General features: G+C 46.5%; 27 protein-coding genes. 18 read left to right on the top strand and 9 right to left on the bottom strand.

What is annotated here, in order from left to right; translation table 11 throughout:
• The first annotated feature begins 246 nt into the window (after window positions 1-246).
• Window positions 247-375, top strand: a complete 129-nt coding sequence (locus DC20_RS22340; RefSeq protein ID WP_071885431.1) for a 30S ribosomal protein THX — start codon at window positions 247-249, stop codon at window positions 373-375.
• Window positions 376-869: 494 nt separating this feature from the next.
• Here the strand turns inward: DC20_RS22340 and DC20_RS10275 are convergent, their stop codons facing one another.
• On the bottom strand, window positions 870-2,129 hold the full coding sequence (locus DC20_RS10275; protein WP_245652339.1) for an MFS transporter: 1,260 nt from the start codon (window positions 2,127-2,129) through the stop codon (window positions 870-872).
• 186 nt (window positions 2,130-2,315) lie between these two features.
• Between DC20_RS10275 and DC20_RS10270 the strand changes: the two genes are divergently transcribed.
• The 10 genes from DC20_RS10270 (at window position 2,316) to nth (ending at window position 9,667) form a co-directional block, all read left to right on the top strand.
• Window positions 2,316-2,750 carry a hypothetical protein gene (locus DC20_RS10270; protein ID WP_062543754.1) on the top strand — a complete coding sequence of 145 codons (435 nt, stop codon included), beginning with the start codon at window positions 2,316-2,318 and terminating at the stop codon, window positions 2,748-2,750.
• A 203-nt stretch (window positions 2,751-2,953) separates the two neighbouring features.
• Window positions 2,954-3,346, top strand: coding sequence for a group III truncated hemoglobin (locus DC20_RS10265; protein ID WP_062543753.1), 393 nt, complete (start codon window positions 2,954-2,956; stop codon window positions 3,344-3,346).
• A gap of 556 nt (window positions 3,347-3,902) precedes the next feature.
• Window positions 3,903-4,535, top strand: coding sequence for a DUF6799 domain-containing protein (locus DC20_RS10260; protein ID WP_062543752.1), 633 nt, complete (start codon window positions 3,903-3,905; stop codon window positions 4,533-4,535).
• 20 nt (window positions 4,536-4,555) lie between these two features.
• Entirely contained in the window at window positions 4,556-5,443 is an 888-nt protein-coding gene (locus tag DC20_RS10255) for a YitT family protein (protein WP_245652338.1), read from the top strand.
• A gap of 440 nt (window positions 5,444-5,883) precedes the next feature.
• Window positions 5,884-6,483, top strand: coding sequence for an RNA polymerase sigma factor (locus DC20_RS10250; protein ID WP_062543751.1), 600 nt, complete (start codon window positions 5,884-5,886; stop codon window positions 6,481-6,483).
• Window positions 6,458-6,688 (top strand): anti-sigma factor, encoded by a 231-nt coding sequence (locus tag DC20_RS10245; protein WP_062543750.1) that lies wholly within the window; start codon window positions 6,458-6,460, stop codon window positions 6,686-6,688. The genes DC20_RS10250 and DC20_RS10245 overlap by 26 nt, the downstream gene beginning before the upstream one ends.
• Window positions 6,689-7,132: 444 nt before the next feature.
• Window positions 7,133-7,441, top strand: a complete 309-nt coding sequence (locus tag DC20_RS23385) for a GAF domain-containing protein (RefSeq protein ID WP_245652337.1) — start codon at window positions 7,133-7,135, stop codon at window positions 7,439-7,441.
• A 27-nt stretch (window positions 7,442-7,468) separates the two neighbouring features.
• The gene (locus tag DC20_RS10235) at window positions 7,469-7,867 is read left to right on the top strand and encodes a hypothetical protein (protein WP_062543749.1); all 399 of its coding nucleotides are present in this window, start codon (window positions 7,469-7,471) and stop codon (window positions 7,865-7,867) included.
• Window positions 7,868-8,184: 317 nt separating this feature from the next.
• Window positions 8,185-8,757, top strand: a complete 573-nt coding sequence (locus tag DC20_RS10230; protein WP_062543748.1) for a heme NO-binding domain-containing protein — start codon at window positions 8,185-8,187, stop codon at window positions 8,755-8,757.
• 232 nt (window positions 8,758-8,989) lie between these two features.
• On the top strand, window positions 8,990-9,667 hold the full coding sequence (gene nth / locus DC20_RS10225; protein ID WP_062543747.1) for an endonuclease III: 678 nt from the start codon (window positions 8,990-8,992) through the stop codon (window positions 9,665-9,667).
• Window positions 9,668-9,725: 58 nt separating this feature from the next.
• Here nth and DC20_RS10220 read toward each other — a convergent pair whose 3' ends face one another.
• Both DC20_RS10220 and gldB read right to left on the bottom strand, forming a co-directional pair.
• On the bottom strand, window positions 9,726-10,928 hold the full coding sequence (locus DC20_RS10220) for a glycosyltransferase family 4 protein (protein ID WP_062543746.1): 1,203 nt from the start codon (window positions 10,926-10,928) through the stop codon (window positions 9,726-9,728).
• A gap of 68 nt (window positions 10,929-10,996) precedes the next feature.
• Window positions 10,997-11,989 (bottom strand): gliding motility lipoprotein GldB, encoded by a 993-nt coding sequence (gldB, locus tag DC20_RS10215; RefSeq protein ID WP_062543745.1) that lies wholly within the window; start codon window positions 11,987-11,989, stop codon window positions 10,997-10,999.
• Window positions 11,990-12,051: 62 nt separating this feature from the next.
• Between gldB and DC20_RS10210 the strand changes: the two genes are divergently transcribed.
• Complete coding sequence (locus DC20_RS10210; RefSeq protein ID WP_062543744.1) at window positions 12,052-12,747, top strand: porin family protein; 696 nt, start codon at window positions 12,052-12,054, stop codon at window positions 12,745-12,747.
• 114 nt (window positions 12,748-12,861) lie between these two features.
• Here DC20_RS10210 and DC20_RS10205 read toward each other — a convergent pair whose 3' ends face one another.
• From DC20_RS10205 to DC20_RS10195, 3 genes are all read right to left on the bottom strand, one after another.
• Window positions 12,862-14,466: an Rne/Rng family ribonuclease gene (locus DC20_RS10205; RefSeq protein ID WP_062543743.1), complete on the bottom strand. Its 1,605-nt coding sequence runs from the start codon at window positions 14,464-14,466 to the stop codon at window positions 12,862-12,864.
• A 218-nt stretch (window positions 14,467-14,684) separates the two neighbouring features.
• On the bottom strand, window positions 14,685-15,569 hold the full coding sequence (locus tag DC20_RS10200; RefSeq protein WP_062543742.1) for a tetratricopeptide repeat protein: 885 nt from the start codon (window positions 15,567-15,569) through the stop codon (window positions 14,685-14,687).
• A gap of 60 nt (window positions 15,570-15,629) precedes the next feature.
• Complete coding sequence (locus DC20_RS10195) at window positions 15,630-15,935, bottom strand: HU family DNA-binding protein (protein ID WP_062543741.1); 306 nt, start codon at window positions 15,933-15,935, stop codon at window positions 15,630-15,632.
• Window positions 15,936-16,125: 190 nt separating this feature from the next.
• Here DC20_RS10195 and mutY point away from each other — a divergent pair, with 190 nt between their 5' ends.
• From mutY to gldD, 4 genes are read left to right on the top strand one after another with little or no spacing between them, the layout of a single operon-like run.
• Window positions 16,126-17,202: an A/G-specific adenine glycosylase gene (gene mutY, locus DC20_RS10190; RefSeq protein ID WP_062543740.1), complete on the top strand. Its 1,077-nt coding sequence runs from the start codon at window positions 16,126-16,128 to the stop codon at window positions 17,200-17,202.
• A 45-nt stretch (window positions 17,203-17,247) separates the two neighbouring features.
• Window positions 17,248-17,733 carry a single-stranded DNA-binding protein gene (locus tag DC20_RS10185; RefSeq protein WP_062543739.1) on the top strand — a complete coding sequence of 162 codons (486 nt, stop codon included), beginning with the start codon at window positions 17,248-17,250 and terminating at the stop codon, window positions 17,731-17,733.
• A gap of 26 nt (window positions 17,734-17,759) precedes the next feature.
• A complete protein-coding gene (locus DC20_RS23380; protein WP_245652336.1) occupies window positions 17,760-19,121 on the top strand; it encodes a transporter associated domain-containing protein in 1,362 nt (453 codons plus the stop codon).
• The gene (gene gldD, locus DC20_RS10175) at window positions 19,108-19,707 is read left to right on the top strand and encodes a gliding motility lipoprotein GldD (RefSeq protein WP_062543737.1); all 600 of its coding nucleotides are present in this window, start codon (window positions 19,108-19,110) and stop codon (window positions 19,705-19,707) included. The genes DC20_RS23380 and gldD overlap by 14 nt, the downstream gene beginning before the upstream one ends.
• 128 nt (window positions 19,708-19,835) lie before the next feature.
• On the opposite strand, the gene xth is transcribed toward gldD, so the two are convergent.
• On the bottom strand, window positions 19,836-20,609 hold the full coding sequence (gene xth, locus DC20_RS10170; protein ID WP_062545903.1) for an exodeoxyribonuclease III: 774 nt from the start codon (window positions 20,607-20,609) through the stop codon (window positions 19,836-19,838).
• A gap of 331 nt (window positions 20,610-20,940) precedes the next feature.
• Here xth and recG point away from each other — a divergent pair, with 331 nt between their 5' ends.
• Complete coding sequence (gene recG / locus DC20_RS10165) at window positions 20,941-23,037, top strand: ATP-dependent DNA helicase RecG (RefSeq protein ID WP_062543736.1); 2,097 nt, start codon at window positions 20,941-20,943, stop codon at window positions 23,035-23,037.
• Between the two features lie 32 nt (window positions 23,038-23,069).
• On the opposite strand, the gene DC20_RS10160 is transcribed toward recG, so the two are convergent.
• The gene (locus DC20_RS10160; protein WP_062543735.1) at window positions 23,070-23,300 is read right to left on the bottom strand and encodes a hypothetical protein; all 231 of its coding nucleotides are present in this window, start codon (window positions 23,298-23,300) and stop codon (window positions 23,070-23,072) included.
• Between the two features lie 438 nt (window positions 23,301-23,738).
• Here DC20_RS10160 and DC20_RS10155 point away from each other — a divergent pair, with 438 nt between their 5' ends.
• A complete protein-coding gene (locus tag DC20_RS10155) occupies window positions 23,739-25,190 on the top strand; it encodes a hypothetical protein (protein WP_062543734.1) in 1,452 nt (483 codons plus the stop codon).
• Window positions 25,191-25,346: 156 nt separating this feature from the next.
• On the opposite strand, the gene DC20_RS10150 is transcribed toward DC20_RS10155, so the two are convergent.
• Entirely contained in the window at window positions 25,347-25,802 is a 456-nt protein-coding gene (locus tag DC20_RS10150) for a hypothetical protein (protein WP_062543733.1), read from the bottom strand.
• Window positions 25,803-25,809 lie beyond the last annotated feature (7 nt).

Here is a 25,809-nt window from a genome sequence, read left to right as displayed (position 1 = left end):
GCCTCAGAAAAATTCTGTTTAGGCGGGTTTAAAACAAGCGCGAGGCCAAACCGCAAAGGTAGGCATACGCAACGGGATTTAGAAGGCTAAACCAGTTTGCTGCTTTAGGTATGTTTTCTGAAAATCAGGCCCTAACCCGAAACAGAAACTTGCGCTTATTTCACAGTATTTGTAACTTTCTTGCCTTCCATCTCGGATGATAGTATCTGTCAATTGATGTTTCATTAACCACCAATCAGTACCACCATGGGAAAAGGAGATAAAAAAAGTAAAAAAGGAAAAATCACCAAAGGCTCTTTCGGAAACAACCGTCCTAAAAAAGCCAAGAACGTAGCCTCAAAAGCAGCTAAGCTAACCGTAGCCAGCAAAGCATAGGCATCAGCCCTAAAAGCAGAGCGGCCCGCCAGATTTTGTCTGGCGGGCCGCTCTGCTTTTAGGGCTGATTTGGTAAAAAGGGGCAGAAAATGGTAAGTAGCACTGTATGATTTAAGCAAGTTGGCAGATGTACCTATTTGGGGCTCTCGCCCCACTGAAGTTACAAACTTCGGATCATAGTAGGTCCAAGTCACAGACTTAAACCATGTAGAGAGATAGAGTTGAAGATACCTCATCTGTTACTTTCCCCTTTTTCCAGTCTTTCCATCGAGCGCCTCGCTTTTGGCCATAGAAAAGCTTTAGCTTAGAGGAACAAACAGCTCAGGCCGAAAGGGCAGTGCGAGAGGGGAAGACGGGGCCTCGCGGCCGTGAGCGCACGGAGGGCAGCTATGAAATAAATAAGTATAAGGGCCTCGCATCAACCAGCCGCCACGCCAGCATTAAACAAACTGCATGCACCAAAATCAAATTGTTAAGCAAAGCTAAAAAGCCTATTATAAACTTAACTTCCTTAATTTATCTGCTTTCCAAGCGGTAAACGCCACAATCAAAATCGTCATAGTCCCGCCAAACACTACAGAAGGCACCACCCCCATCAGCTTCGCAGCCAAACCAGATTCGAAGGAACCAATCTCATTGCTGGAGCCCACAAAGATGTTATTCACACTAGAGACGCGGCCTTTCATGTGCTCGGGCGTGAGCGTATGAATTAGGGTAGAACGGATAATCACCGAGATGCTGTCCAGCACCCCACTCAGCAGCAGCATGCCAAACGACAGCCAAAATAGCTTTGATAGGCCAAACACAATGATACAGGCGCCAAAGCCTGCCACGGCCCACAGCATCTTCTTTCCGGCATTAAAAGTAATCGGCCGGTAGGCCATGAACAGCGCCATGGTCACCGAGCCAATAGCAGGGGCTGAGCGCAACAACCCTAATCCTTCGGGGCCTATTTTCAGAATATCAGAGGCAAACACCGGCAGTAGAATCACGGCCCCACCGAAGAGCACGGCAAACATGTCCAGCGCCAAGGCACTCAAGATAATCTGGTTCCCGAACACGAATCTAAGGCCTGTCTGTAAACTTTCTTTGATCTTGAGTTTAGGACCTTCGCTGGGCGGCAGAGGCCTGCCCGCTATGAAAGTATACAACAGCAGAGACAGCAACACCAACGAGGCATCAACCCCAAATGCAGCCGTTACCCCGCCAAAAGCATACACCAACCCGCCAATTGCTGGACCAGCTACTGAGCCAGCCTGCCAGGTAGTACTGCTCCAGGTAATAGCATTGGCATATAATTTACGGTCTGACACCAATTGGGGCATGAAAGAGAATACGGCAGGGCCCATAAACCCACGGGCAATCCCGCTCAGGAAAATCACCGAATAGATAGGCAACGTACCAAAGGCGTGCAGGACTTTACCAACATCCAGGGTATAGAACAACAGAGCCAGTGAGCAGAAAAGCAGCACGCTCAGCACGGTCATGATAATGCGTTTTCGGGGAACAATATCGGCTACGTGCCCGGCGTAGAGCGCCACCGTGATAGAAGGAATGGCCTCTACTAGCCCAATCAAACCAAGGGAAAACGGGTCTTTGGTGATGTCATAGATTTGCCAACCCACTACTACCGCCTGAATTTGCATGGCCAGCGTGATGCAGAACCGGGCAGAAACAAAAAGTCTGAACTCTGGAATACGCAGAACGGCATATGGATCATGCCGCTCATCAGGAATTGGGGTAGGTGTTGCCACGGTCAAAAAATGAAGAAGGCAAAGGTATTGCATTTTTCTGCGGTATGCATTTTTTACGCCTACAGAGCGAACGTTTACCAGATATATAGGTGTTGGCTATATACCTTCACAAGGGTAATTATTTGCGTGGTCAGATTTAGCTTTGTGGATAATGTTTGTATTTTTACCGTAAATAGCTATACCCTTATGTCCCCTTCGTTTTTAGATGCCATTGCACTTACACACCGCCCTGACCTGGATGTGTTGATTTTGCGCTGGCCCCAACCTGTTTATTCTTTCACTACTCGTGAGGTATACAAGCAGGTATTGGAGCTTGCGAAAGCGACTAATGCCCGGTATTGGCTGTTTGACATCAGGAGCCGGGGCCGCCTTTCCAAGCAAGACGTAGCCTGGCTGCAGGATTCTTTCTTTCCAGCCTTACATGGTGAACTGTCACACTTAACGCATGTTGCTTATCTGCTTTCTCCTGGCCATGCAAACGACCCTGAGACAAAAGCATCGGCGGAGCAGATGAGAACCTTGCCCTGGTACGGCAAAGGCGCAGATTTTGAAGGTTTCACCTCAGAAACTGAGGCCTTACACTGGTTGAAAAAATGTCAAATGATTGAAGTAGAACGGTAAGCTTTATATAAACCCAAAACAGCATCGGGCTGGCAAGTACTATTTGCCAGCCCGATGCTGTTTTGGGCAGGTCTACTTCCTGTTCCTGACTTATTTTTTTAAAACCACCTCAAAACTGATGGACATCATTTTACGGGTGGGCACCTATTCTTATTCTTATTCTTGTGCTGTAGTTGTGAAGCAGAACGTTTGAGCAGAAAAAGATGCAAGAGACTAAACCAGATTTACAGACCGAAGATGACATCCGCCAGTTGGTAGATACTTTTTATGACCACGTGAACCAGGATGAACTGCTGGGGCCAATTTTCAATGAGTTTGCCAAAGTAGATTGGGAGCACCACTTGCCCAGAATGTATGAGTTCTGGAGCACCGTGTTGTTTGGGTCTATGGCGTACAAGGGACAGCCATTCCCCAAGCATTTAGCTCTTCCCGTTGACCGAACTCATTTCGCACGCTGGATTACTCTTTTTACTCAAACCGTAGATGAACTATTCACAGGCACTATGGCAAATCAGGCCAAAGAGAAAGCCGCTAGTATTGCCAATATTTTCCAGATGAAGATGGGTTTTTGGGCCACGCCGTTAGTTAAACCCTAGCTTGTTTCTTGCCTGTTTTTCAAATAAAGGGCTCAAAGAGCTACCTAGAGGGTAGTAAGCAATAAAGCAGAAGCCTTGTAGGGCTTCTGCTTTATTGCATTGTATATTTCAAGATGGCAGCTGTACAACATTTGTGCTAAACAACATACCATTCGGAAAAAGAAAATAAAAAGAAGCGGGCGGTTTTGCATTCCAACAGCACTTATCCGTTACGCCGCCGCACTCCTTTATGTCAAAATAATTCTAATTACCCCTACAATCAGAGCCAGTTATCACTGGGCTTATCTTTTTACTACTTGCCTTCTCTACTTTCTACAATGTCAGCATCTGCTTGGCAAACAGAAATTTCTAAATAAGCACCCTTAAAACTCACGTTTCATACACTGGTTTATACGTCTCCATATTTAAGAAAGATGTTCTTAAAATTGACTTATTCAAAGAACCTTTCTTCATCTTTCAAAAAAAGTAGAGCTTGGTGAATGCTTCATTAGAGTGGGTTCCTAATCATCAGAACTAAAATCTGCGTATTACAGGAACCGACCAAAGGAACACACCTATGAAAAGAACCATTCTCTACTCTCTAGTATGTATAGTAGCCCTGAGCTGCGCCCCATACTTATCAACTGCGCAGCAAACATCAGATTCACTTATCACCCGGTCTACTATAAAAGACAATACCATCTTTTGGCAACAAGGAAAACTGGTGCAGCACAAAGGCGGAAGGTTATTTGAGGTGCAGGAACCTGTTCAATACAGCAATGGCACCGTGATTTCGCCCAACGGGCAAGTGCGCCTGCCTAACGGGAAGAACTACATGCTCAAACAAAAGAACGCCATTAGCCCACAGGGCAATGTGGTATTGGTAGCTGATGATATTTTCACCCACAATACCATTGTGGAACATGAAAAGAAAGTGGTAGGTGACACCGAAGTGCGCATTGTGACGGTAGATGGACAAATTGTTTCAGCGGGTAACAACAAACAACAATTTACTTACCCTACGGCTAAAGAAAAAAGGATTCAGCTTTTGGAGCAGATGGTGAACCTGATGGAGCAACGCACCGCTCTTTTAGAGGCCAACCTTACGCCGGCTGAACGCAAAAGCATAGAAGCTTACTATAACGGACTCAACAAACAACTTGCCTCTGTCAATCAGCAGTTGCAAGCCCTTTCACCTCCTGCCAATTAAGTTACACCAACGCTCTTGTTTTGAACCCGCCTCTACCTCCTAAGCTCTCCGCCCTAAAAATTAAGCGTCCTTGGGGAAGGCTGCGCGATGTTGTCCTTATCGTTTTTGGAATCTGCTCTGCAGGTGTGGGCCTTAAAGGATTCCTGATTCCAAACCACTTTATAGACGGTGGGGTAACCGGGCTTTCCATGCTGCTTTCTAAAAGCACCGGTATTCCGCTGCCGCTGTTGATTCTGCTCATCAATGCACCCTTTCTTATTGCCGGCTATAGATTAGTGGCCCGCTCCTTTGCTTTTAAAAGTTTGCTGGCCGTAATGGGCTTGGCCATTCTATTACTCACCATTGATTTCCCCACCATTACAGATGACAAACTACTGACAGCTGTCTTCGGTGGGTTCTTCCTGGGCGCGGGCATTGGCTTGTCTATTAGAGGCGGCTCTGTGCTGGATGGCACCGAGATTCTGGCTTTGCTCCTTAGCAAACGTACCAGCCTCACCATTGGCGACGTGATCCTGGTCATCAACCTCATTCTCTTTTTAGGGGCAGCTTTCCTTTTAGGGGCAGAACCGGCCATGTACTCGGTACTCACTTATCTTACCGCCTCCAAAACCATAGACTTCATCATAAACGGTATTGAAGAATATACCGGCGTCACCATTGTCTCGGTGCACAGTGTCACCATGCGGCAGGCAATCTTAACGCAACTGGGCAGAGCCGTGACCATTTACAAGGGGCAGCGGGGCTTTTCAGGGGAAGAGATAGATATTCTTTACTGCGTAGTCACCCGCCTGGAAGTGCAACGGCTTAAAACTCTTATCACCGAGCTCGATCCCGGGGCTTTCATCATTATGCATAGCATCAATGATACCACGGGGGGCATGATCAAGAAGCGGCCACTGTCTCATTGATAGCCCTTCCACCTGCTTTCTTATCTTCTAAAATTGAGAAAAACAACCAAAAGAAGCAGCTCCTGCAATAATCCTCAAAAAGCTTTCTTGTACTCAGCACGTTAGAATCAAATATTTTTTAATGGCTGAAAAAATATTTCTTTTTTTGACACAAAAACTTGATACTCTCTTTAATTTATTCTTAAAAAAGTAGTAACTTCAAGATCTGATCAAGCACAATGGTGTGATTCTTGAGGCAAATCAGTTTCTTGCTCTACTTTGTTTCTGAGCGGGTTTCTGAAAAAGCTTCTGAAACTGAAAAAAAATATTTTTCAAAAAATTATCAGCCGTTGTATTTGGGTCTCTTATTTTCTATATTTGATAATCGCACAAAACCAATCTTAATCACCTAACCTCACAATATGGCATAAACCTCTACGTTACTTTAATTGTAGATTTAGATGAATACAGTACAGCTTAATGATTCGGCGTTAGTAACGTCGTATATCGCTGGTAACGAGAGTGCGTTTGAGGAATTGGTGAACCGCCACAAAAGCAAGGTTTACACCACTATTCTACTTATAGTAAAGGATACCTACACAGCCGAAGACCTGTTACAGGAAACGTTTGTGAAGGCAATCCATACCATGAAGAGCGGTCGTTACAACGAAGAAGGCAAATTTTCATCATGGATCTGCCGTATCGCCCATAACTTGGCTATTGATTACTTCCGCCGGGAGAAACGGAGCCCTATGATTACCTTGGAAGACGGCAGTAATGTGTTTAACACGTTAAGCTTCTCTGAAGAATCAGTGGAATCCATCCGGATCAAAGAGGAAACCCATGCCCGTCTGCGGGAACTGATTCAACAGTTACCGGCAGCGCAGAAAGAGGTGCTGATCATGCGCCACTACGCTGACATGAGTTTCCAGGAGATCGCAGAGGCTACCGGTGTTAGCATCAACACGGCTTTGGGCAGAATGAGATACGCATTAATTAACCTGCGGAAAAAAATGTCCAATGATAAAACAGCCTATGACCAAAACCTTTACTCATCATGATCTAGTACAGTATCTCTACAACGAACTGCCCAAAAAGCAACGCCTTGCTCTGGAAGAAGCCTTAATGGTGGACCAGGAGCTAGCCGAAGCCTGTGCTGATCTGCTCCTTACCCAGCTAAGCTTGGAAGAAGCCCTCACCCAACCAAGCGAGCGTGTCACAGACGCTATTATTAGTTACTCCAAAACAGTAAGTTTTCATCCGTAAAAAGATAAAGTTTAAGTAAAACAAAAAGCCCTGAATACCTAGATGGTGGTCAGGGCTTTTTGTTTTAGTTCGTTTTTCAAAGAACTCAAGTCGTTAAGAAAGCCCTTAATGCTTGTACATCCCTTTAGCTCTGAAAAACGTTGCCATAACCCTATATAAGACTACCTTTGACACAACTATAAAAGGCTTTGATGGGTACAAAAATAAAGACCCATAGACCTTCCTATCTTTTACTGAAAACATTGATGAAGAACACGTTCGGGCTGCCGATCATACCAGAGAATGAAGAGAACAGACTTTCTAAACTGCGCAGCCTGTATATTTTGAATACCCACCGGGAAGAAGGCACCATTATGCACATGTAAGCATGGCCGCTCCTTTTTTTCTGTACCCATTGCTCTCATAAACCTCGTAGTCAGCGAATAGGTACACACAAAAGGTAGTATGGGATTGGAAGTAACAAATCTGGTGCCAAGGGGCACCAGCCTCTGCTCGCTTGCAGTGCTCAAAGATGGGATCACCGTTATTGAGAATGCATTGAAAGAACCTTGCCTGTTGATCAATCCGTTTGTGACGGGTGAGTTTGGCTTACACTTTTACGCAGCGGCACCGCTGAGATCCAGTGACGGCTTTAACATTGGCGCGCTCTGCATTGTAGACAAGGAACCAAGAGAGTTCTCTGCGGCTGATCAACGGACACTGGAGAGTCTCGCATCCGTAGTAATGGAGAACATTGAACGAGACATAACTTAAATCAAAGAACCCTGTAAATAGCCAGACATGCACGGAAAACTGCTGACCAACGAGCCCCACATCACCATACAGTGTGACGTGGTGAATGATACCCTTTACGCCCAGTGGCTTGGTGAGCAGACTGAAGCAACTGTGCTGGATGGCTGCGAGAAAATACTTAAGTTTATGATCATATACCGCTGCACCAAGCTGCTCAATGACAACACCCACGTGACGGGTATGTGGTCAGATGCCGCAGAGTGGGTTGCGTTGGACTGGATCCCAAGGATGACCAAAGCAGGCTGCAAGTTCCTTGCCCACGTCTACTCACCCGATGTCTACGCAAGGCTCTCCGCCGACAAAGCAATTGAATACGGGGTGAAAGAAATGATGGTCGCCACCTTCAAAGGCAGAGAGGCTGCAGAGGAATGGCTCATGGCCGTGTAACACTTGTTGAGATAAAGCTTTAATCATCCACATTCACGTACAAGAGCTTCTTCAAACAAATATTTCAAGAACAGTTCTATTGGGCTAGATCATGGCTTCTTTCCATGAAAATACCTTATCAGGGGAATTTCAGTAGAAGGAGAACATTGAACTTGGCAAAGCTTCCCAGTTCCCTCCTTTTAGACAAGGAATTTCAGAGACAAGGCCAAAATTGTCCGTAAAGAACTAATTGATTACCAATCATCAGCAGCACTAGACACCTTCAACCACTTCTTCGTATATAGTTTCTGAAAACAGACAGATAGACAGACATACAGATGACAATTGATACTGGTCTACAAGACATGATGCACGGCTCCATTTTCGTGCTGCTGAAGCGTTTCGTGGAAAGCGCTTATAACTATAGCACTTGGGTGCGGCTGCTGGAGAAAGTGGGGGTGGAGCACCCCACGTACCAAATGCAGGGAATGTACCCCACTGACGAACTTTTCGCCATTGTGCACCAAGCCTCAGAAGACACGGGCATACCAGCCTACGAACTTATGGAGCAGTATGGAGAGTTTCTGGTGCCTGACTTACTGCTGGTATACAAGAAATACATAAAGCCTGAGTGGCGCACCTTCGAGATGCTGCTTAACACTGAGGAATCTATGCACGGAGCTGTCAAACGGGAGGATGACCGGACATCTCCCCCAAGGCTACTTGTGACAAAGCGAGGAAACGACCGCCTGATTATTGACTATCATTCAAAGCGGCGTATGTGCGGGGTGGCCGTGGGTATCATTAGGGGCATAGCCAAACACTATGGCGAGGCAGACAGGGTGACGGTTACTCGCATGAGCGACCCTTATGCGGAGACGGTGCAGATCTTGGTTGACTTCAAGGCTTAATCTTGTTGACTGGAGGAGGTTTAACTCACTAGTACTGTCTTCATAATACCAAGTCAAGTCGCTGATGGCAATACCATCAACTAATCTGGTACTCTGTTATCGCTGAATTATATAGGATCTTATACTTTGATTTGTTGTCTATTTAAAATTATTACCCTCCTTTGGACCACCACTTAGTTCTGGTAAAAAGCCTCAATTTACCTAAGTTTGCAGTTCTTAATCTCTTAACCTGATGCGCAAGCCAGAGCGGTATCGTCATTTAATTTCTTATTTCACCCAGAACTTTCCTGAAGCTGAGACCGAACTGGACTACCGCAATCCCTATGAGTTGTTGGTAGCCGTGGTCCTTAGCGCCCAATGCACTGATAAACGGGTGAACTTGGTCACTCCTGCTCTGTTTGAGGCCTTTCCTTCACCAGAAGTATTGGCTACTGCCACTTCCGATAACATTTTCCCTTACATCAAAAGCATCTCGTACCCTAACAACAAAGCCAAACATTTGGCTGGCTTGGGCAAAATGCTGACCGAACGCTTTGGAGGCGAGGTACCTTCTTCTATAGAGGAACTGCAACTGCTTCCGGGAGTAGGTCGCAAGACTGCGAACGTGATTGCCTCGGTCATTTTTAACATGCCCGCCATGGCTGTGGATACGCACGTGTTCAGGGTTTCCAAACGATTAGGTCTGGTAAGCTCCAAGGCACGCACCCCGTTGGAAGTGGAGAAAGAACTATTGAAGCACATTCCGGTAGATCTGGTACCTAAAGCCCACCACTGGCTTATTCTGCATGGTCGTTATATTTGCCTGGCCCGCACTCCGCAATGCGAACACTGTCCCCTCACCCACTTCTGTGCTTACTACCAGAAAAACTGGCCCAATAAGCCTGAAGACCCAGAGAACAAGCTTGGATAACCCGGCTACTCTGAGGTTGTTTTTAATCCTTTGAAGGAAGGGGCAATAAAGAAAAGCTTTATTGCCCCTTCTGGGCTACTTTCTCAAAAATATCTTCTAAAATCGGTACCATCTGCAAGCGGTCAAATTGTTCACGGGCAACTTTAACCGCATTCATGCGCATAGTTTCCAACTCCTGTCCTTGATTTAACCGCTGCACCAAAGTAGCAGCCAACGCCTCTGCATCCCCAGCCGGAACATACCAACCGCAGTTGTGCCCCTCCACTAGTTTCTTCGTCCAACCCGGATTGGTAACCACCACCGGGGTTCCTACGGCAAGGCTGTCAAACAACTTACCTGGTGAATTGACTTCCAGCACAGGTAAATCTATAAAGGACACGACTGACACTGCTGCAATAGAAAACAGGTGGAAGACCTGGTGCCGGGGAAGCGGTGGCAACAACCGGATATTGGTTTGCTGTTTTGCGGCAGTTTCCAGTAAAGGAGCATCAAACCCCTGACCGGTGAACACAAAACAAATCTCAGGATGAGCTTGCAGCAGGTTTGCCGTTTTTACCAATAGGGGAATATCATTTGCTCGGCCGTAGGTACCAGCATACAACACTACTCGCTTTCCTTTCAGGTTCAGTTTCTCCCGTAACGCATCTTGTTCTGCAAAGGTGATGGGTTGCTGCGGAATTTCAGTGCCGTTTACCAGCGTAGTGATCTTTTGGGGCGAGATGCCTTGCTGGACAATGTACTCCTCCATACCCGTAGACAGCGGGATAATATGTGCGGCTTCCCGGTACAAGGAGGCTTCCAGGTTATATAACTGGCGTTGGGCAAACTTAGAAGGCACCGCCCCCATTTGAATGGGGAAAGATGGCCAAAGGTCCTGCACCTCAAAGACCCAAGGCACCTGTCTGAACCTTGAAACCTGCGCCGCAGTCCATGCCGTAGTCAGCGGAGTTGAGACACCCCAGATAACATCGGGTTTGGGCATGCGCAAGCCTTTTACCAACGCATGAGTCGCGAAGGAGCCAAACGCCTGCAGCCGTTGCACCACCCCCATTTTGTTTGAATACGGAATATCTACAGACACCAACTTCACTCCCGGGGGCACCCAATCATATTTACGAGTAATTCGTTTGCTTTCCCAAGCGTTAGAAGTTACCAAAGTAATTTGATGCCGTTTCACCAGTTCTGCCATAAACGTGTAATGCCGGCACGTGGCGGGGCAGTCTGGATTGTGGTGATACTGGTGAAACAGCGCTATGTGCATACTTTCTAAGAAACTAGAGGAAATATTTAGGGGCTGCTTTGGTGAAAACAGCCCCTAAACCGGATTGATTATTTCTTCTGGGGTTTATATTTAGACCTATCCAGAATTTTGCGGGCGTCTTTTTCTTCCATGAGTTGCTGCAAGGTCACGTCAGGGTTATTCTCCATATACGCACGTACAATCTGCCAGCCTACCCAGGTTGCCACTCGGCCAGGACAACGCGGGCTGATCTCAGGGACGTTGGGTCGTTCCCCAATGTATTTCCGGATAATGAACTGGCTGGTTTCGTAGAGCAATCCTTTTTCAATGAAGTGCGCCCAGATTTTTCCTTCGTTGTATTCCACATCAGCCAGCTCCTGGCTAGAATACCAGATAATGAGGGAATCTGGGGTACACGGCAGCATTTTCTGGGTGAAATAATAAGACTTGCCGTAATCTATCATCTCATCCAGCATCTCCTGGTTTACAAAGTCTGTTTTGTTGAATTTGTTGGAGACCAGCAGCATAACAGACGGCACCAGCTTCTCTTTTTCATAGCGTTCTAGTATGTACTGCGGTGCCTGTGGCCTGAACGCAGCCTTTTTTCCAATAAAGAAGTCAAGGCCCATCACTATCAAGGAATCACTCACCAGTAAGTCACGGCTCAAACCCGAAATAAAGGTCTGCACTTTAGGAACGTGGAACGAAGGGTAGTAAAATTTTACGTGTTTAAAACCCATTTCTAGGTCCTGCTCCAAGTCTTTCATGTCTTTAAACCGCTCATCGCTTTGGCGGGCCAACTTATGGATGCTGGTGTCAGTGGCCAGGCGCAGCAGGCTCTGGGCCATGAGTTCCTGGGAAGGGTAGCGGTCGCGCAGAAGGAACCTGTCGCGCAGGAGCGGCTCCTGTTGCAAAAAGTTTTGCATCTCTGGCACAGCCTTTATCTGGAAGAACTGTTTCTCCAGTCGGTCAATGGTGATATCTACTGGTATGCGCGCTACTTCATCCGGAATCTCACACGTTTCCTTCTTTGTACATCCAATGCTAAACAATACAACAAACAGCAATAAATAGCCTCGCATCCTTTTTCTTCCTTTATATTTGGGCAAATTTAACTTACTAATTTTTAATACCCTCTTACCCCATGAAGATGATTCGCTTTACTCCGTTGGTTTTATTCCTTGCCGCGCTTTTGTTTGGCTCTCAAGAAGCTTCGGCCCAAATTGAAATTGGGGTGAAAGTCTCCCCTTCGGTTACGTCTACCCGCACGATTGCCAAAGAGCAGTACAATTTTAAAAATGACGGAGCCCGTGTAGGTTTCGGAATGGGCGTGATTGCTGATTATTTCTTTGGCGCAAACTACGCTTTCAGTTCTGGCCTTATTTATAACATCAAAGGAGGCAATGTAGCCTATGATTACAGACAGTCTTCGGGCACTACACAAACCATAATCGAGGGTTCAGATGACATCAACCTTCAATACTTGGAGATTCCTGTTTCCATCAAGCTTTTCACCAATGAGATTTCTGCCGGTACCCGCGTGTATTTTCAGGCTGGAACTTCTTTGAACACTTTGTTGGCTGCTAAAGTAAACGACCGGAAAGTGGACAATGATACGGGTGATCGTTTTACCCAACGCTTTAACACTTTTGAAATCGGTGCCATTTTAGGAGCAGGGGTAGAGAAGCAATTAGGCCAAAGCACCAAGCTGTTTGGCGGCCTGTCTTACCACCGCGGCTTAACCGATGTAGATGATGACTATTATGCCAGCATTTTCAGCGACAGCAAGGTAGAACTAAAAAGCAGCTCTTTCGCCCTTGACTTTGGGGTTAAATTCTAATAAGGTTTAAGCCTCGTTTTTCAGAAAACAGGCCAAAAACAAAAAACTTTCTGCACGAAAAAGCCCCCGTTTCACAACGGGGGCTTTTCTTTTATATCGCAGGCAATGGAAACGTTACTCTGTTTCTACCGCGCGGTCTTGTAACCCATTTACTTCAGTGTAAGCTGATTTCAGCTCAATTTCGTCGCCGTGTTCATCCATCACTTTGAAATCTGTGAGGGCGAGCGCCGTATCTTTCATCACGTTCACCCGCTTGAAGTGCTTCAGGAACCATCTCCGTTGTTTGGAAAGGATACCTTTGGTGTAGTACGCGTGCAAGAACGGATGCACGAACAACGTAATGTTCTTTTGATTCTGCCGGGTCAATAGATCTTCAATGGTCTGATCTATCTCATCGGTTACCAGAATGCTGGCGGATATTTTGCCGCTGCCTCCGCAGGTAGGGCATACCTCGCCGGTTACAATGTTTTGCTCAGGCCGTACGCGTTGGCGGGTGATCTGCATGAGTCCGAATTTGGAAATTGGGAGAACCGTGTACTTAGACCGGTCTTTCTTCATTTCCTCCTTCACTACATCCTGCACTCTTTGCCGGTTCTCGGCCGATTTCATGTCAATGAAGTCTACTACAATGATTCCGCCCAGGTCCCGGAGGCGCAACTGACGCGCTACCTCTTTTGCCGCAGTAAGATTCACATTCAGAGCGGTGGCTTCCTGATCCGTCTCGGAGTTGGATTTGTTTCCGCTGTTTACATCTATCACGTGCAGGGCCTCTGTGTGTTCTATCACCAGATACCCTCCGCCGGGTATGCTCACTGTCTTCCCAAACAGGGATTTCAGCTGCTTTTCAATGTTAAACTGTTCAAAGGTTTTCACCTTTCCCGAGTAATGCTTCAGAATCTTCAGCTTATCCGGGGCTATGGTTTCAATGTAAGTTTTGATCTCGTCATGCAATTTGGCGTCGTCCACCACAATGCTGTCAAAACTTTCATTCAAAATGTCTCTCAACATGGAGGAGGAGCGTCCTAGCTCCCCAATTACTTTGTCGCGTTCCTTAGCGGTGCGCAACTTAGCAATGCCTTCTTCCCAGGTAGCCAACATGGTACGGAGGTCTTTGTCTAATTCAGCCACTTCGCGGCCTTCGGCCACGGTACGGATGATAACGCCAAAATTCTCCGGTTTAATGGAGGAAATAAGACGTTTTAGACGCGTACGCTCCTCTTTGCTTACAATCTTCTTTGACACACTTACGGTGTTAGAGAAGGGCACAAGCACCAGGTACCGGCCGGCTAGGGAAATCTCACAAGAGAGCCTGGGCCCCTTGGTAGATATTGGCTCTTTTACAATCTGGACCAAGATCTGCTGCCCTTTTTTAAGGACATCGGCCATCTTGCCTAGTTTGTCTATTTCGGGCTCAAACTTCACAGGAGTAAGCTTGGCAGAAGCATTCTTCTGGGTCTGCACCGTTTTCACGTATTTGTTCAGAGTCTTGATGTTCTCTCCCAAATCATGGTAGTGCAGAAACGCGTCTTTGGTGTACCCAATGTCAATGAACGCTGCGTTCAGACCAGGCATTACCTTTTTCACGGTACCCAGGAAAATATCCCCTACAGAGTAGTTTGTATCATTCCGGTCGAAGTGATACTCTACTAGTCGCTTATCCTGAAGAAGGGCTATTCGTTCTCCATCTTGAGTAGAATTAATAATTAATTCGTTACTCAATGTATTAGATGCTTAGGTGGAAGAATATACCAAAGCCCATCATTACCAAAGGAGGTAATGTGGGCTTTCAGAATCAAAGGCTAAACCTTATTTTTTCTTATGTCTATTCTTACGAAGACGCTTCTTTCTTTTGTGAGTAGCGATCTTATGTCTTTTTCTTTTTTTACCGCAAGGCATAGTGTTGATTTTTTATAAGTGAAAAATATTTTAACTGCGTGTTATTGCGCGCTGTTCAGACGCTTCAGGTAACTGTCTACAGAAGCCTGCACCTCCGGGTCTTTGCTGATTTGCTTCACCTTCAGAAAAGATTTCTGGGCCTCAGCTTTCTTCCCTGTTTCAGATAACGCCACCCCCATGTAAAAGGTGCCCTCCACATGATTTGGATTCACCGCCAACAGCTCCTGGAAACGCTCTACTGCCTTATCATATTGATTAGATTGAATAGACAGAACCCCCAGGTTGAACAAAGCCTTTTCGTTCTTAGGATCCGCTGAAATCACTTCCCGCAGCAAGGTAATGCCCCGCATTGGGGTGCTGCTAGAAATATAAGTCATGGCCAGATTGGTTTTGGCATCCAGGTTAGTAGGGTTGTTTTTCAGCACTTGCTCATACAATCCTTGCGCTTTACCACCTAGCTCCTGCGAGCGTTCCTGCGTAGCGGCAAATGTGAATGCCTCAAAATACTGATCTGCTGCCTTCTGAAAACTTTTCTCGCCGGGTCTTACCTGCGCTACCTGCTCATAGAAATAACCGGCACTGTCATGCTTGGCAATGTCTACGTATTTCTGCGCCAGCTCATCTGCCAGTTTTCCTTTAGCTTGTGGGCTGCCGGCTTGATTGAACTTGACGCGTAACTCTGCAATCTCCTTCAACTGAGCGGGGGTAGCCACTACGTGCGCACCTGCGGGAGTTGCTGCTTCTGCGGCGTGGTCTTCATGGCCCTCATGATTAGGGTCATGCGAAGACTGGTCTGCAGCGGCAGGAGCTCCGTTAGAAGCAAACTGACCTTTACTGCCTTTGTTTATAATGACTTTCGGTAACAAAGCCATCAAAACAGCCAGCACCACGGCAGAAAGAATGAGCGCTATCCGACCTTTTGACATAAACTTGTTATCCGGAAATTATTAGGTTACAATTAGTTAAGACTGCAAAGGTACAAAAAACTAAGAAACAACCGTTTCTTTGATTTTTTTGCTGTTTTTGATCTTAGAAACGAATGTTTTTGACGGCTTAAAGGAGGGGATAAAGTGCTCGTCAATAATGATAGACGTGTTTTTAGAAATATTACGGGCTACCTTCTTCGCGCGCTTTTTGTTTACAAAGCTTCCAAAGCCACGCACGTAAATGTTATTACCATCGGCCATGGAGTCCTTCACCACTTTGAAGAATGCTTCTACTGTGGCCGCAACATCAGATTTTTCAATCCCTGTCTTATCCGCAATTTCTGATATAACTTCTGCTTTAGTCACTTGTTTAATCTTTTAAAGGTAATTGAGTAAAGATGAATATGTTTGTACAAACGTTTACTGCATTGCTACAGCACCCTGAAATCGGGGCACAAAGGTAGCCGGGCTTTTCACAAAATAAAACTATTTCTTCAAAAATCTGTTGGCCTTTACGCTGCTTACCAACATCATACCAAATTGTTAAAGCCTTTTCATGGCCACCAATACCCCCACTTTCTTCAGTACTGCCCTTATTGAATGGTATCACCGCCACCGCAGGCCTCTGCCGTGGCGCGAAACCACAGAACCATACGCTATCTGGCTTTCAGAAATAATTCTACAACAGACCAGGGTACGGCAGGGGCTTCCGTACTACCTTAAATTCATAGAGCGTTTCCCTAGAATCCATGACCTTGCCAACGCCCCTGAAGATGAAGTATTGCGTCTGTGGCAGGGCTTAGGGTATTACTCAAGAGCCAGAAACCTGCACTATACAGCTAAACAGGTAGTCTCTGAATTTGGCGGAATCTTCCCCGCTAGTTATGCTGGTTTGCTTCAATTAAAGGGAGTTGGCTCCTATACGGCGGCGGCCATTGCTTCTTTTGCCTACCGTGAACCAGTGGCAGTATTGGACGGAAACGTGTACCGCGTACTAGCTAGGGTATTTGGCCGCCATGAAAACATTGCGGCCCCAGCCAGCAAAAAAGTTTTTGAGGAAATTGCGAATGCCCACATTCCCACAGGTAACCCAGACACCTTCAACCAGGCTATTATGGAATTTGGGGCAATCCAGTGTACGCCCGTAGCACCAGATTGTCTTTTTTGCCCCTTGCAACAGGAGTGTTTTGCTTTCCAGCATGGGTTAATAAACGTGTTACCTGTAAAAGAGAAAACCAAAAGCAGCCGCCAGCGTTTTTTTCACTATTTTGTTCTACAGCACGAAGGAAAAATTTACCTAAAGAAGCGTCCGGGCAATGACATCTGGCAGGGTCTTTATGACTTTTTCACTCTGGAAACAGATTCGTTGTTCCCCATTCCAGAATTAATTCAGGAGCAGGTTTTTGATGCACTGGGCTTGCCTCCGTTCCCCGTCAACAGTACGGGCAAAGTGTACAAGCACATCTTAAGCCACCAGAAAGTTTCAGCACAATTTTATCTTATTTCGCTTCCTTTCCGTTTAAGGGAGGAAACAGAAGAATCTATTGGCCTACAGCTATATTCAATTTCTGAAATTGAAGAACTTCCAAAACCAATTTTGATTCATTCATTTTTAGATGAGCATTTCTTTTAGTATTTTTATAAGCTAAATCAAATTTAAACCTCTAGATTTCAATCTATGGCGAGTATCAATAAAGTTATCTTAATTGGCAACCTTGGCAAAGACCCAGAGGTGCGGCACTTAGAAGGTGGTGTGGCAGTAGCCCGTTTCCCTTTGGCTACGTCAGAAACGTTCAAAGACAAGAACGGCGAACGGCAGGAGCGCACCGAGTGGCACAACATTGTGGTATGGCGGGGCTTGGCAGAGGTAGCTGAAAAATACGTTAAGAAAGGCCAGTCTGTATACATTGAAGGAAGAATCAGAACCAACAGCTATCAGGACAAAGAAGGCGTGCAACGCTACAGCACTGAAATTGTAGCCGACAACATGACCATGCTTGGTGGCAGGCCTGAAGGCGGAGCAGTAGCAGGTGCCGGAAACTATGGCAACGAGGCTTCTTCTGCCAGCGTAAGCAACACTAGTGCAGGATCTGGTCAAAGCAAAGGCAACCCATCTAACAAACCAGTTGCCTACGAAGAAGAGCCAGACGATCTGCCCTTCTAACATATTGTTGAACGAAACTTTACGTTTTGGAAAGTATACCAGCATTAGGGGAGCCCTCCAGTTGGGGCTCTCTTCTATCCTTATCCCTATCAACTGCTCCTGGGGAAGACTGGGTTTTACCCGCTGCCCTTTTTGTGCTGCTTTTTGGTGGCACCCTGCTGATAGCCGCGGCATTGGCTGCCTTTCAACAGGTTCTTTCAAACAGCACCCCCTCCGCTTCCGGACAAAAAATAGCTTTACCATCACTCCCCGTCTTTGAGAAACCAGAGAGAGTTGTTCTGGCTGGAGTGTTCCTGACGTCTACGCTGCACGTATTTCTGGGACTGGTGAGCTATTGGCTTCTGGCAAACTTCATACCTGTAACTACCCGTTATGCATGGTTAATCATATCAGCCTGCTTGTTGGGAGTAGCGGTTATTTTATTGATTCTGCGGCTAAGCGTAGCTTATTGGGCTAAACGAAAACAGGAAGCTACGCCTGCTCCCATTCTGGTGTCAGTTTTAAATGTGGTGCAGGCGTTTGGCGCCCCATTTGTTTCCTTGATTATGCCTTTGCAGCTGCTGGTAGGCCGCACCAAAGTAGCTTTTGGGACACCTTCTCCCTCAGAAGAGCTTTCGCTTTCCTTGGACCAAGCGCCCTTAGAGCCAGCTTCTCCGCAGGAGAAAGGATTGTTAAAGGCTATTGTCAACTTCAGCACCATTACAGCTAAGCAGATTATGCGAGCCCGGGCAGATGTTACAGGTTGTCAACGCCGCATGGCTTTCCCTGCGCTGCTCAAGCAAGTTCCCCAATGGGGCTATTCTCGTATTCCGGTGTATACCCAAGGACTAGACAAGATAGATGGCGTGCTGTATGTAAAGGATTTGCTTCCTTACTTAAATGCTCCGGCAGATTTTGTCTGGCAAAACCTGATCAGAACCCCTTTCTTTGTACCGGAAACCAAAAAAATAGACGATCTGCTACGCGAGTTTCAGGAGCGGCGCGTGCACATGGCTATCGTGGTGAATGAATACGGAGACACAACTGGTCTAATTACCCTGGAAGATGTGATTGAGGAGATTGTAGGGGAAATACACGACGAACTGGATGAGGAAGAAGACCACTACTATACGCAGCTGGACGAAAACACGTTCCTGTTTGAGGGCCGCACTTCCCTGCACGATTTCTGCAAAGTAGTAGATCCACCCGCTGAATTGCTGAAAGACATCAAAGGCGAAGTAGAATCAGTGGCGGGTCTAATGCTGCGGTTATTTTCCCGTATTCCGCTCCCTGGCGAAGAAATACAATTAGGGCCGTACCACTTCCGGATTGAAGCCGCCGACAGTAAAAAAATCAAGAAAGTACGGGTGCACGAGGCAGTGCCCCACCCTCAGAATGAAAAAGAATAATTCCCTGTTGGTTTCCGCTGTTCTGTGCGGTTTCCTGTTTTTAGTTGGCTGCACAGAAGACTATACCCCTAAACCAAAAGGCTATAATCGCATAGATTTACCAGAGGCGAAATACACGCAGTTACAAGAACAGCATCCTTACACGTTTGAGCATTCGGTCTACGCAAAGATTCTGAAAGACTCCTCGCGTATAGCTGAACCGCATTGGATTGACATCTATTATCCTAGGTTTAAAGCGAACATTCAGCTCACGTACAAGAACTTTAACCAGGACCCCAAGATGTTCAATGGCTTGGTAGAAGATGCCCGTAAGCTGACTTCCCGCCATCAAATTAAGGCCTACGCCATTGAGGAAAGCCAGATTAAAACACCCACGGGCATCACTGCCAGCGTGTTTGAGCTAGAAGGTGAAGTACCCAGCCAATTCCAGTTCTATCTCACAGACAGCTCCAAGCATTTCTTCAGAGGCGCTCTCTATTTCAGAACCTCCACCTCTAATGATTCTTTGGCCCCAGTCATTGAATACCTGAAGAAGGACGCAGTGCACCTGCTGAACACCCTGCATTGGACAAGTCAGGTGAAATAGCCAAGCGTTTGGAGGTTGTTTTTGAAAAACAGGTTCAAAGCAAATAGGCTGCTTACTTCATAAACAGAAAGGCTTGTCTGAGTGGTAAATTCCATCTCAGGCAAGCCTTTCTGTTTAGCGGCCATTTCTCAAATATCCAGCTCAATCCAGACCGGGCCATGGTCACTTGATTTCTCCCACCCTCTTACCTCATGATCTACTCCGGCGGAGACCAAGCGACTGGTAAGTTGTGGGCTTAGCAGTAAGTGGTCAATCCGAAGGCCCCCATTTCGGCCATAGGCATTCCGGAAGTAATCCCAGAAAGTATAGATGGTTTCAGTGGGGTAAAGTTGCCGGAGCGCATCAGTCCAGCCCTGGGCTTTCAGTTCCTCAAACGCGGCCCGAGATTCGGGCCGGAACAAGGCGTCTTCTACCCACCGTTCGGGTTTGTAGGCATCCAACTCAGTGGGAATAACATTGTAATCACCGGCCAGCACCACCGGTATGTCTAAGGCCAGAAGCTCCTGGGCATGCGCCTTAAACCGATCAAACCAACGCAGTTTGTAGTCAAATTTAGGTCCAGGAGCCGGATTACCGTTGGGCAGGTACAAACATCCTATCAACACACCGTTCACCATGGCTTCTTGGTAGCGGCTTTGGTCATCCTCAGGGTCACCGGCCAAGCCTCTGCTTACTTCCTCCGGTTTTTGCCCCTTTGCCAAAATAGCCACCCCGTTCCAGCTTTTCTGCCCGTGCCAGACGGCTTGGTAGCCTACCTCCAGTAAGGCCTGTTCCGGAAATTTTTCCTGAGGAGTTTTCAACTCCTGCAGACACACTGCATCTGGCGCGGTTTCATCCAGCCAGCGGAGAAAGACTGGCAAGCGGGCATGTATTCCGTTTACATTGTAAGTCGCTATTTTCATAGTCATGGTGGGTGTAGGTAACTGAAGTACCTTTTAAAAATTTTCAGGTTACATACGGCAGCTGATTTCATGTGGGTACGTTGGGGCTATACCTTCTAATTAGCTTTAGCCCAGCTGTGCTGCAGAAAGAGGGCATTGCGTTCCCCTGTTTCAAACCTGATTTACGGAAAAGACTCTTCAAACAGAAGCAATGCATCACTTCCTTCTCCATAAAACCCGCTTTGCTCATTAGCCGACCTCCTAACTTTTGCTTAATTTTACAGGCAGCTTCAACCACGTTTTGGAATAATATTCCAGAAAACGGGCCTAAAACAAAGCTACTTCCCCACAGGTGTCATCCGGCTTTTTCCATACCAAGATTGAATTTCTGAAAGGTGTTGGTCCTCAACGCGCCAGTCTGCTGCAGACGGAATTGGGTATCTTCACTTACGGCGATCTTATCCAGCATTACCCGTTCCGGTACATGGACCGTACCCAGTTCCACGACATCGCGGATCTGAACGAAGACATGCAGTACGTGCAGATCAAGGGCCGTATTCTGGAGAAAAACTTGTTGGGCGAAGGCCGGAAGCAACGCCTATCAGCTATCATTAGAGATGCCTCAGGGGAATTGGAACTGGTCTGGTTTAAAGGCGTGAAGTGGCTCAACGTGCAGTTGAAGGTAAACCAGGAATACATTGCCTTCGGAAAACCCAGTTTGTTCAATGGCCGCTTCAACATGGCTCACCCAGAATTGGAAGAAGCTACTGAGGTAAAGCAAGGGCAAAGCTTTCTACAACCCGTTTACCACACTACAGAGAAACTAAAGAACCACCGGGTAGACAGCAAAGTCATCGGCAAAATGATGGCTGATTTGCTCAAGCAGTCTCCCACCCACCTTTCAGAAACGCTCACGCCCGAGTTGGTGGATCATTACCGCATGGTATCAAAGCGGGAGGCGATGCAGCAGGTGCACTTTCCCAGCAACTGGGACACTCTGCAAGCAGCCCGTTTCCGCCTGAAGTTTGAGGAGCTTTTTTATACCCAGCTTAAACTGCTCCGGACCCGCACCAAACGAAAAGCCGAACTGGAGGGGCAAATCTTCAGCAAAACTCCTACCCTCACAGAGTTTTACAAGAACCACCTTCCTTTTGACCTGACCAATGCGCAAAAGCGGGTAGTACGGGAAATCTACCAGGATGTAAACTCCGGCAAGCAAATGAACCGCCTTTTACAGGGAGATGTGGGAAGCGGGAAAACCATTGTGGCTTTTGTGACCATGCTTCTGGCCACTGATAACGGGGCACAGGCGTGTATCATGGCCCCCACTGAGATCCTCGCCGATCAACATTACCAAGGTTTAAAACAGTACGCAGACAAGCTGGGCATTCTACTGGGCAAACTCACTGGCTCCACTAAAAAATCAGACCGAAGGGTTTTGCATGAGCAATTGCGCAGCGGTGAGATGAAGATGATTGTGGGTACCCACGCCCTTTTAGAAGATGAAGTACAGTTCCACAACTTAGGTTTGTGCATAGTAGATGAACAGCACCGTTTTGGCGTGGCTCAGCGCTCTAAGCTCTGGCAGAAGAACCCTCGGGTCATTCCGCATGTGCTGGTCATGACGGCTACTCCAATTCCCCGCACGCTGGCTATGACTTTATATGGTGATCTGGAGGTTTCTGTGATTGATGAGCTGCCCGCTGGCCGCAAGGAGATCATCACCGTGCACCGCTATGACAGCAACCGGTTAAAAGTCTTCGGTTTTATAAAAGAGCAGATTAAGCTGGGGCGCCAGGTGTACATTGTGTACCCACTCATTGATGAATCTGAAGGTCTTGAGTACAAAGACCTAATGGATGGTTACGAGAGTGTGACCCGCGCTTTCCCGGAGTACCTGGTGAGCATGGTACACGGTAAAATGAAACCGCAGGACAAAGATTTTGAGATGCAGCGGTTTGTAAAACACCAGACCCACATTATGGTGGCCACTACCGTGATTGAGGTGGGCGTGAATGTGCCCAATGCCAGCGTCATGGTAATTGAGAATGCCGAGCGGTTTGGACTAGCCCAGTTGCACCAGTTGCGCGGACGCGTTGGCCGGGGAGCTGACCAGAGTTACTGTATTCTGATGACGGGCTACAAGCTTAGCAAAGAAGGCAAAACCCGCATTGAAACCATGGTGCGTACCAACAACGGCTTTGAAATTGCTGACATTGACTTGAAGTTGCGCGGACCAGGAGATTTAATGGGAACTCAACAAAGCGGAGTACTGGACCTTTTAATAGCCGATTTAGCAAAAGATGCCAAAATCCTGAAAGAGAGCCGCCATGCAGCCTTGGGCATTATAGAAAAAGACCCGGACTTAAGCCTTCCGGAACATGCCAACCTGTTGCGGCACATCCGGTCACTGAGTGCCAACGCCGTAAACTGGAGCAGGATCAGCTAGACCTGAGTCTAGATCTTTTATTTTGAAGGCAATTAGTTGAAAGAGTAAGTAAAGGTATCTTCAGTATTCTGTTTTTTAGTGGTTGGTACTACATAATTCTTGGTTTGTTGCGTAGACGGTAAATCCTCTTGAACATTCAATGAATAACTATCTTCCGTCGGTACTTTTCCGTTAGTTCCAGCTTCAGCAGAAGCAGCTTGCTTCAAAAACTTTCCAACTAGAATCATCCCCACCAAAACCAACATCTTAAAAATAAACTTCATAATCTGATAAAAATGTTTACTATACTTTCTTAAGCAAAATACGTCAATAAACGAGCAACAATAATTACTAGAAATTTAAACTTCTATTAAGTAATCATTAACCGGATTCCCAGTGTCAAACTCATCTTGACTTATCACTATTTTGACAAGCCAAGGTGTGTACGGACTAACTAACCTCAGGTTTGAACTTCATCTTTATAAAGTTTTCCACATAGTGAAAGCAGCGCGTATACCTATATTTTAATATTGTATACTATGTTTTTTGTCTGTTTGTGTTTGCTTTTTACAGCGGGTGCAAAGTTAGACAATAAATCAACAATTAAATTATTCTAATAGACTTTTAACACTTTTCTTATTCATTCTATTTACTACAAACATACAGTTAGTGCCTTACATCGCGTTAAGGGGTATATTTGCCCTCAATTTAAATATTACATTATGCATAAGAGTTTATGGGCATCCACCCTATTTTTCCTAATCAGCATATTCCTTCATCTACCGCTAGTTCAGGCGCAGAAAATAAAGTCAGCGGCCTTTACGTATGCCCCAGAGGCGGCAGGCGACCAGTACAACCAACGCATTCCTAAGAAAGCATTCACGGTAAGCCCCACTGAATTTGTAATCCTCAGCCGTAAGTCCGACAATAATTATGCCGTAGAGCGTTATGGAACAGATTTAAAAGCTGCTTGGTCAACTAATGTTTCTTTGCTGGGCTACGAAACCGTAGAAGCTTTCTCGCAGAACAAACAAACAGTCTTATTGATCACTCACCGTGTATTAACTGACCAGGGAAGCCAAGCCCTTTACGGAAGGCTGTTTGATGTAAACTCAGGCAAGGAGATCAAGCAAACAAAATTACTTGAAGCACCCAGCCGCAGCCGGCGTCTAGCAGTGACCACCTCAGCCGATGGTTCTAAAATTGTGGCTTACCACTCTGTCACTAAAAACGAAGAGCTAAAATCAATTCAGGCTACAGTATATGATGCCTCTCTCACTAAAATCAAAGACCGCACCTATGATCTGAATGGGGCGGGCATTCAGGTAAGCGCCCAGGTGCAGGTAGATAACCATGGAAATCAATTTGTAAGTATTCTCACCAACAACTCCATGCGCCTGAGCGTGCGGCGCTACAACAACCGAAACAACGAAATCAAAGTAATGGAAGTAATGTTGGGCGGAGTCTTCAACGGGGAGAATATGTACGTGATGGACACCCACTTTCAACTTCACCAGGACAGTAGCCTTTACGCTGCCGTGTTAGTTGCTGAGGAGAAAACCGGAGACTACCGCAGCCTTAAAATGGTTCGGTTTGATTATGCCGCCGGCAACATGCGCTTTGCGGAGGAATTCCAGTTCACGCCAGAGTTCACGGCACAATTAGGCAAAGCAACCGGCACTGCCCGTTTACAGGACATTTACCTTTCAGACATTCTCATAAGCACAGAAGGGCAAACCCTGGTAATTGCGGAGAAGAAATACACTGATGGAGGCGAAAACAGTGACTACCATGCAAAGGAACTCCTTCTGTTCGCCTATAATGAATTTCTGCAGCCCACCTGGAATTCGGCCGTTGTGAAGAACCAAACCGCTCCTGCCTCTGAAGGCTTTGCCGGTATCTCCTATAATGCCCATCTAGTGGGAAACCGGCTGCAGCTACTCACCCTGGAAACCATCAAAGGCAAAACCGATCTGTACACGCGTTCAATACACTTGCTAACCGGTGCTTCAGAACCACCCAAAGCAGTAGGATTAAACGTGGCCAATGACAAGCAGGTAGCGTTTGTAAAAGACTTTACTACCTGGTTAGACGAACGTACGATCACGGCTGTGAACAGACCATCCAGAGCATCGGCGGGGCTACGCTTAAGCAGGATTACATTTAAGAATTAACTCTTTCATAATCGTTTTTAAGAAAATAGCCTAAAAACAGCTAAGCTTAAACTAGCCATATAATAGTAGCTGCGGGAATCAGTTCATAAAGGAAAATGCGCCAATAAGTAAGTGTAGAAGCTTATTTATTGGCGCATTTTCCTTTATGAAAGACCGCTACTGTGGTACAGAGAAGCTTAAAGTTGCCTTGGCAGGATACTGCTCTAACCCTTGGTTGGCTACCCGGGCCTGAATGGTAAAGGTACTTCCGCGGGCAATATTAGTGGGTACCTGATAAGTAAACAGGAGAGAGTCTGTGCGGGTGACTTTGCTGTAGGCCGGGGCGTAAGGAGTTTCCCCTATCTTCGTTTCCTGGGTTCCCCTGATCATGTAAAACTGTACATCCTTGATCTGCCCCTCAGACCAATAGCGCAGGTCCATAGTTAAGTTGGCTCCAGGTTGCACAGCGGTTGAGGTGGGGGTGACAAGCCGAAAGGTAGCTATCTTTGGTACATACCCCAGATCCTCCTTTATGATATCTTCCAGGTCATCGGTAGGGTCCTTGTCACAGGAACTGAACACAAAAGTGAAGGCCAGTAAAAACAAGGCAATAAGGTTAGATATACGTTTCATTTTAGGG

Source organism: Rufibacter tibetensis (assembly GCF_001310085.1).
GTDB classification, from domain to species: domain Bacteria; phylum Bacteroidota; class Bacteroidia; order Cytophagales; family Hymenobacteraceae; genus Nibribacter; species Nibribacter tibetensis.
This window is presented reverse-complemented; position numbering and strand designations above follow the sequence as displayed.

Bases quoted from the DNA above. Each gene is read 5' to 3' on its own strand.
- DC20_RS10260 (WP_062543752.1), top strand. From the start codon at position 3,903: ATGAAAAGAACCATTCTCTACTCTCTAGTATGTATAGTAGCCCTGAGC.
- DC20_RS10210 (WP_062543744.1), top strand. From the start codon at position 12,052: ATGAAGATGATTCGCTTTACTCCGTTGGTTTTATTCCTTGCCGCGCTT.
- DC20_RS10150 (WP_062543733.1), bottom strand. From the start codon at position 25,802: ATGAAACGTATATCTAACCTTATTGCCTTGTTTTTACTGGCCTTCACT.
- DC20_RS10230 (WP_062543748.1), top strand. From the start codon at position 8,185: ATGACAATTGATACTGGTCTACAAGACATGATGCACGGCTCCATTTTC.
- DC20_RS22340 (WP_071885431.1), top strand. From the start codon at position 247: ATGGGAAAAGGAGATAAAAAAAGTAAAAAAGGAAAAATCACCAAAGGC.
- DC20_RS10270 (WP_062543754.1), top strand. From the start codon at position 2,316: ATGTCCCCTTCGTTTTTAGATGCCATTGCACTTACACACCGCCCTGAC.
- xth (WP_062545903.1), bottom strand. From the start codon at position 20,609: ATGAAAATAGCGACTTACAATGTAAACGGAATACATGCCCGCTTGCCA.
- DC20_RS10245 (WP_062543750.1), top strand. From the start codon at position 6,458: ATGACCAAAACCTTTACTCATCATGATCTAGTACAGTATCTCTACAAC.
- DC20_RS10220 (WP_062543746.1), bottom strand. From the start codon at position 10,928: ATGCACATAGCGCTGTTTCACCAGTATCACCACAATCCAGACTGCCCC.
- DC20_RS10155 (WP_062543734.1), top strand. From the start codon at position 23,739: ATGCATAAGAGTTTATGGGCATCCACCCTATTTTTCCTAATCAGCATA.
- nth (WP_062543747.1), top strand. From the start codon at position 8,990: ATGCGCAAGCCAGAGCGGTATCGTCATTTAATTTCTTATTTCACCCAG.
- DC20_RS10250 (WP_062543751.1), top strand. From the start codon at position 5,884: ATGAATACAGTACAGCTTAATGATTCGGCGTTAGTAACGTCGTATATC.
- gldD (WP_062543737.1), top strand. From the start codon at position 19,108: ATGAAAAAGAATAATTCCCTGTTGGTTTCCGCTGTTCTGTGCGGTTTC.
- DC20_RS10200 (WP_062543742.1), bottom strand. From the start codon at position 15,569: ATGTCAAAAGGTCGGATAGCGCTCATTCTTTCTGCCGTGGTGCTGGCT.
- DC20_RS10265 (WP_062543753.1), top strand. From the start codon at position 2,954: ATGCAAGAGACTAAACCAGATTTACAGACCGAAGATGACATCCGCCAG.
- mutY (WP_062543740.1), top strand. From the start codon at position 16,126: ATGGCCACCAATACCCCCACTTTCTTCAGTACTGCCCTTATTGAATGG.
- DC20_RS10185 (WP_062543739.1), top strand. From the start codon at position 17,248: ATGGCGAGTATCAATAAAGTTATCTTAATTGGCAACCTTGGCAAAGAC.
- DC20_RS23385 (WP_245652337.1), top strand. From the start codon at position 7,133: ATGGGATTGGAAGTAACAAATCTGGTGCCAAGGGGCACCAGCCTCTGC.
- DC20_RS10160 (WP_062543735.1), bottom strand. From the start codon at position 23,300: ATGAAGTTTATTTTTAAGATGTTGGTTTTGGTGGGGATGATTCTAGTT.
- gldB (WP_062543745.1), bottom strand. From the start codon at position 11,989: ATGCGAGGCTATTTATTGCTGTTTGTTGTATTGTTTAGCATTGGATGT.
- DC20_RS10235 (WP_062543749.1), top strand. From the start codon at position 7,469: ATGCACGGAAAACTGCTGACCAACGAGCCCCACATCACCATACAGTGT.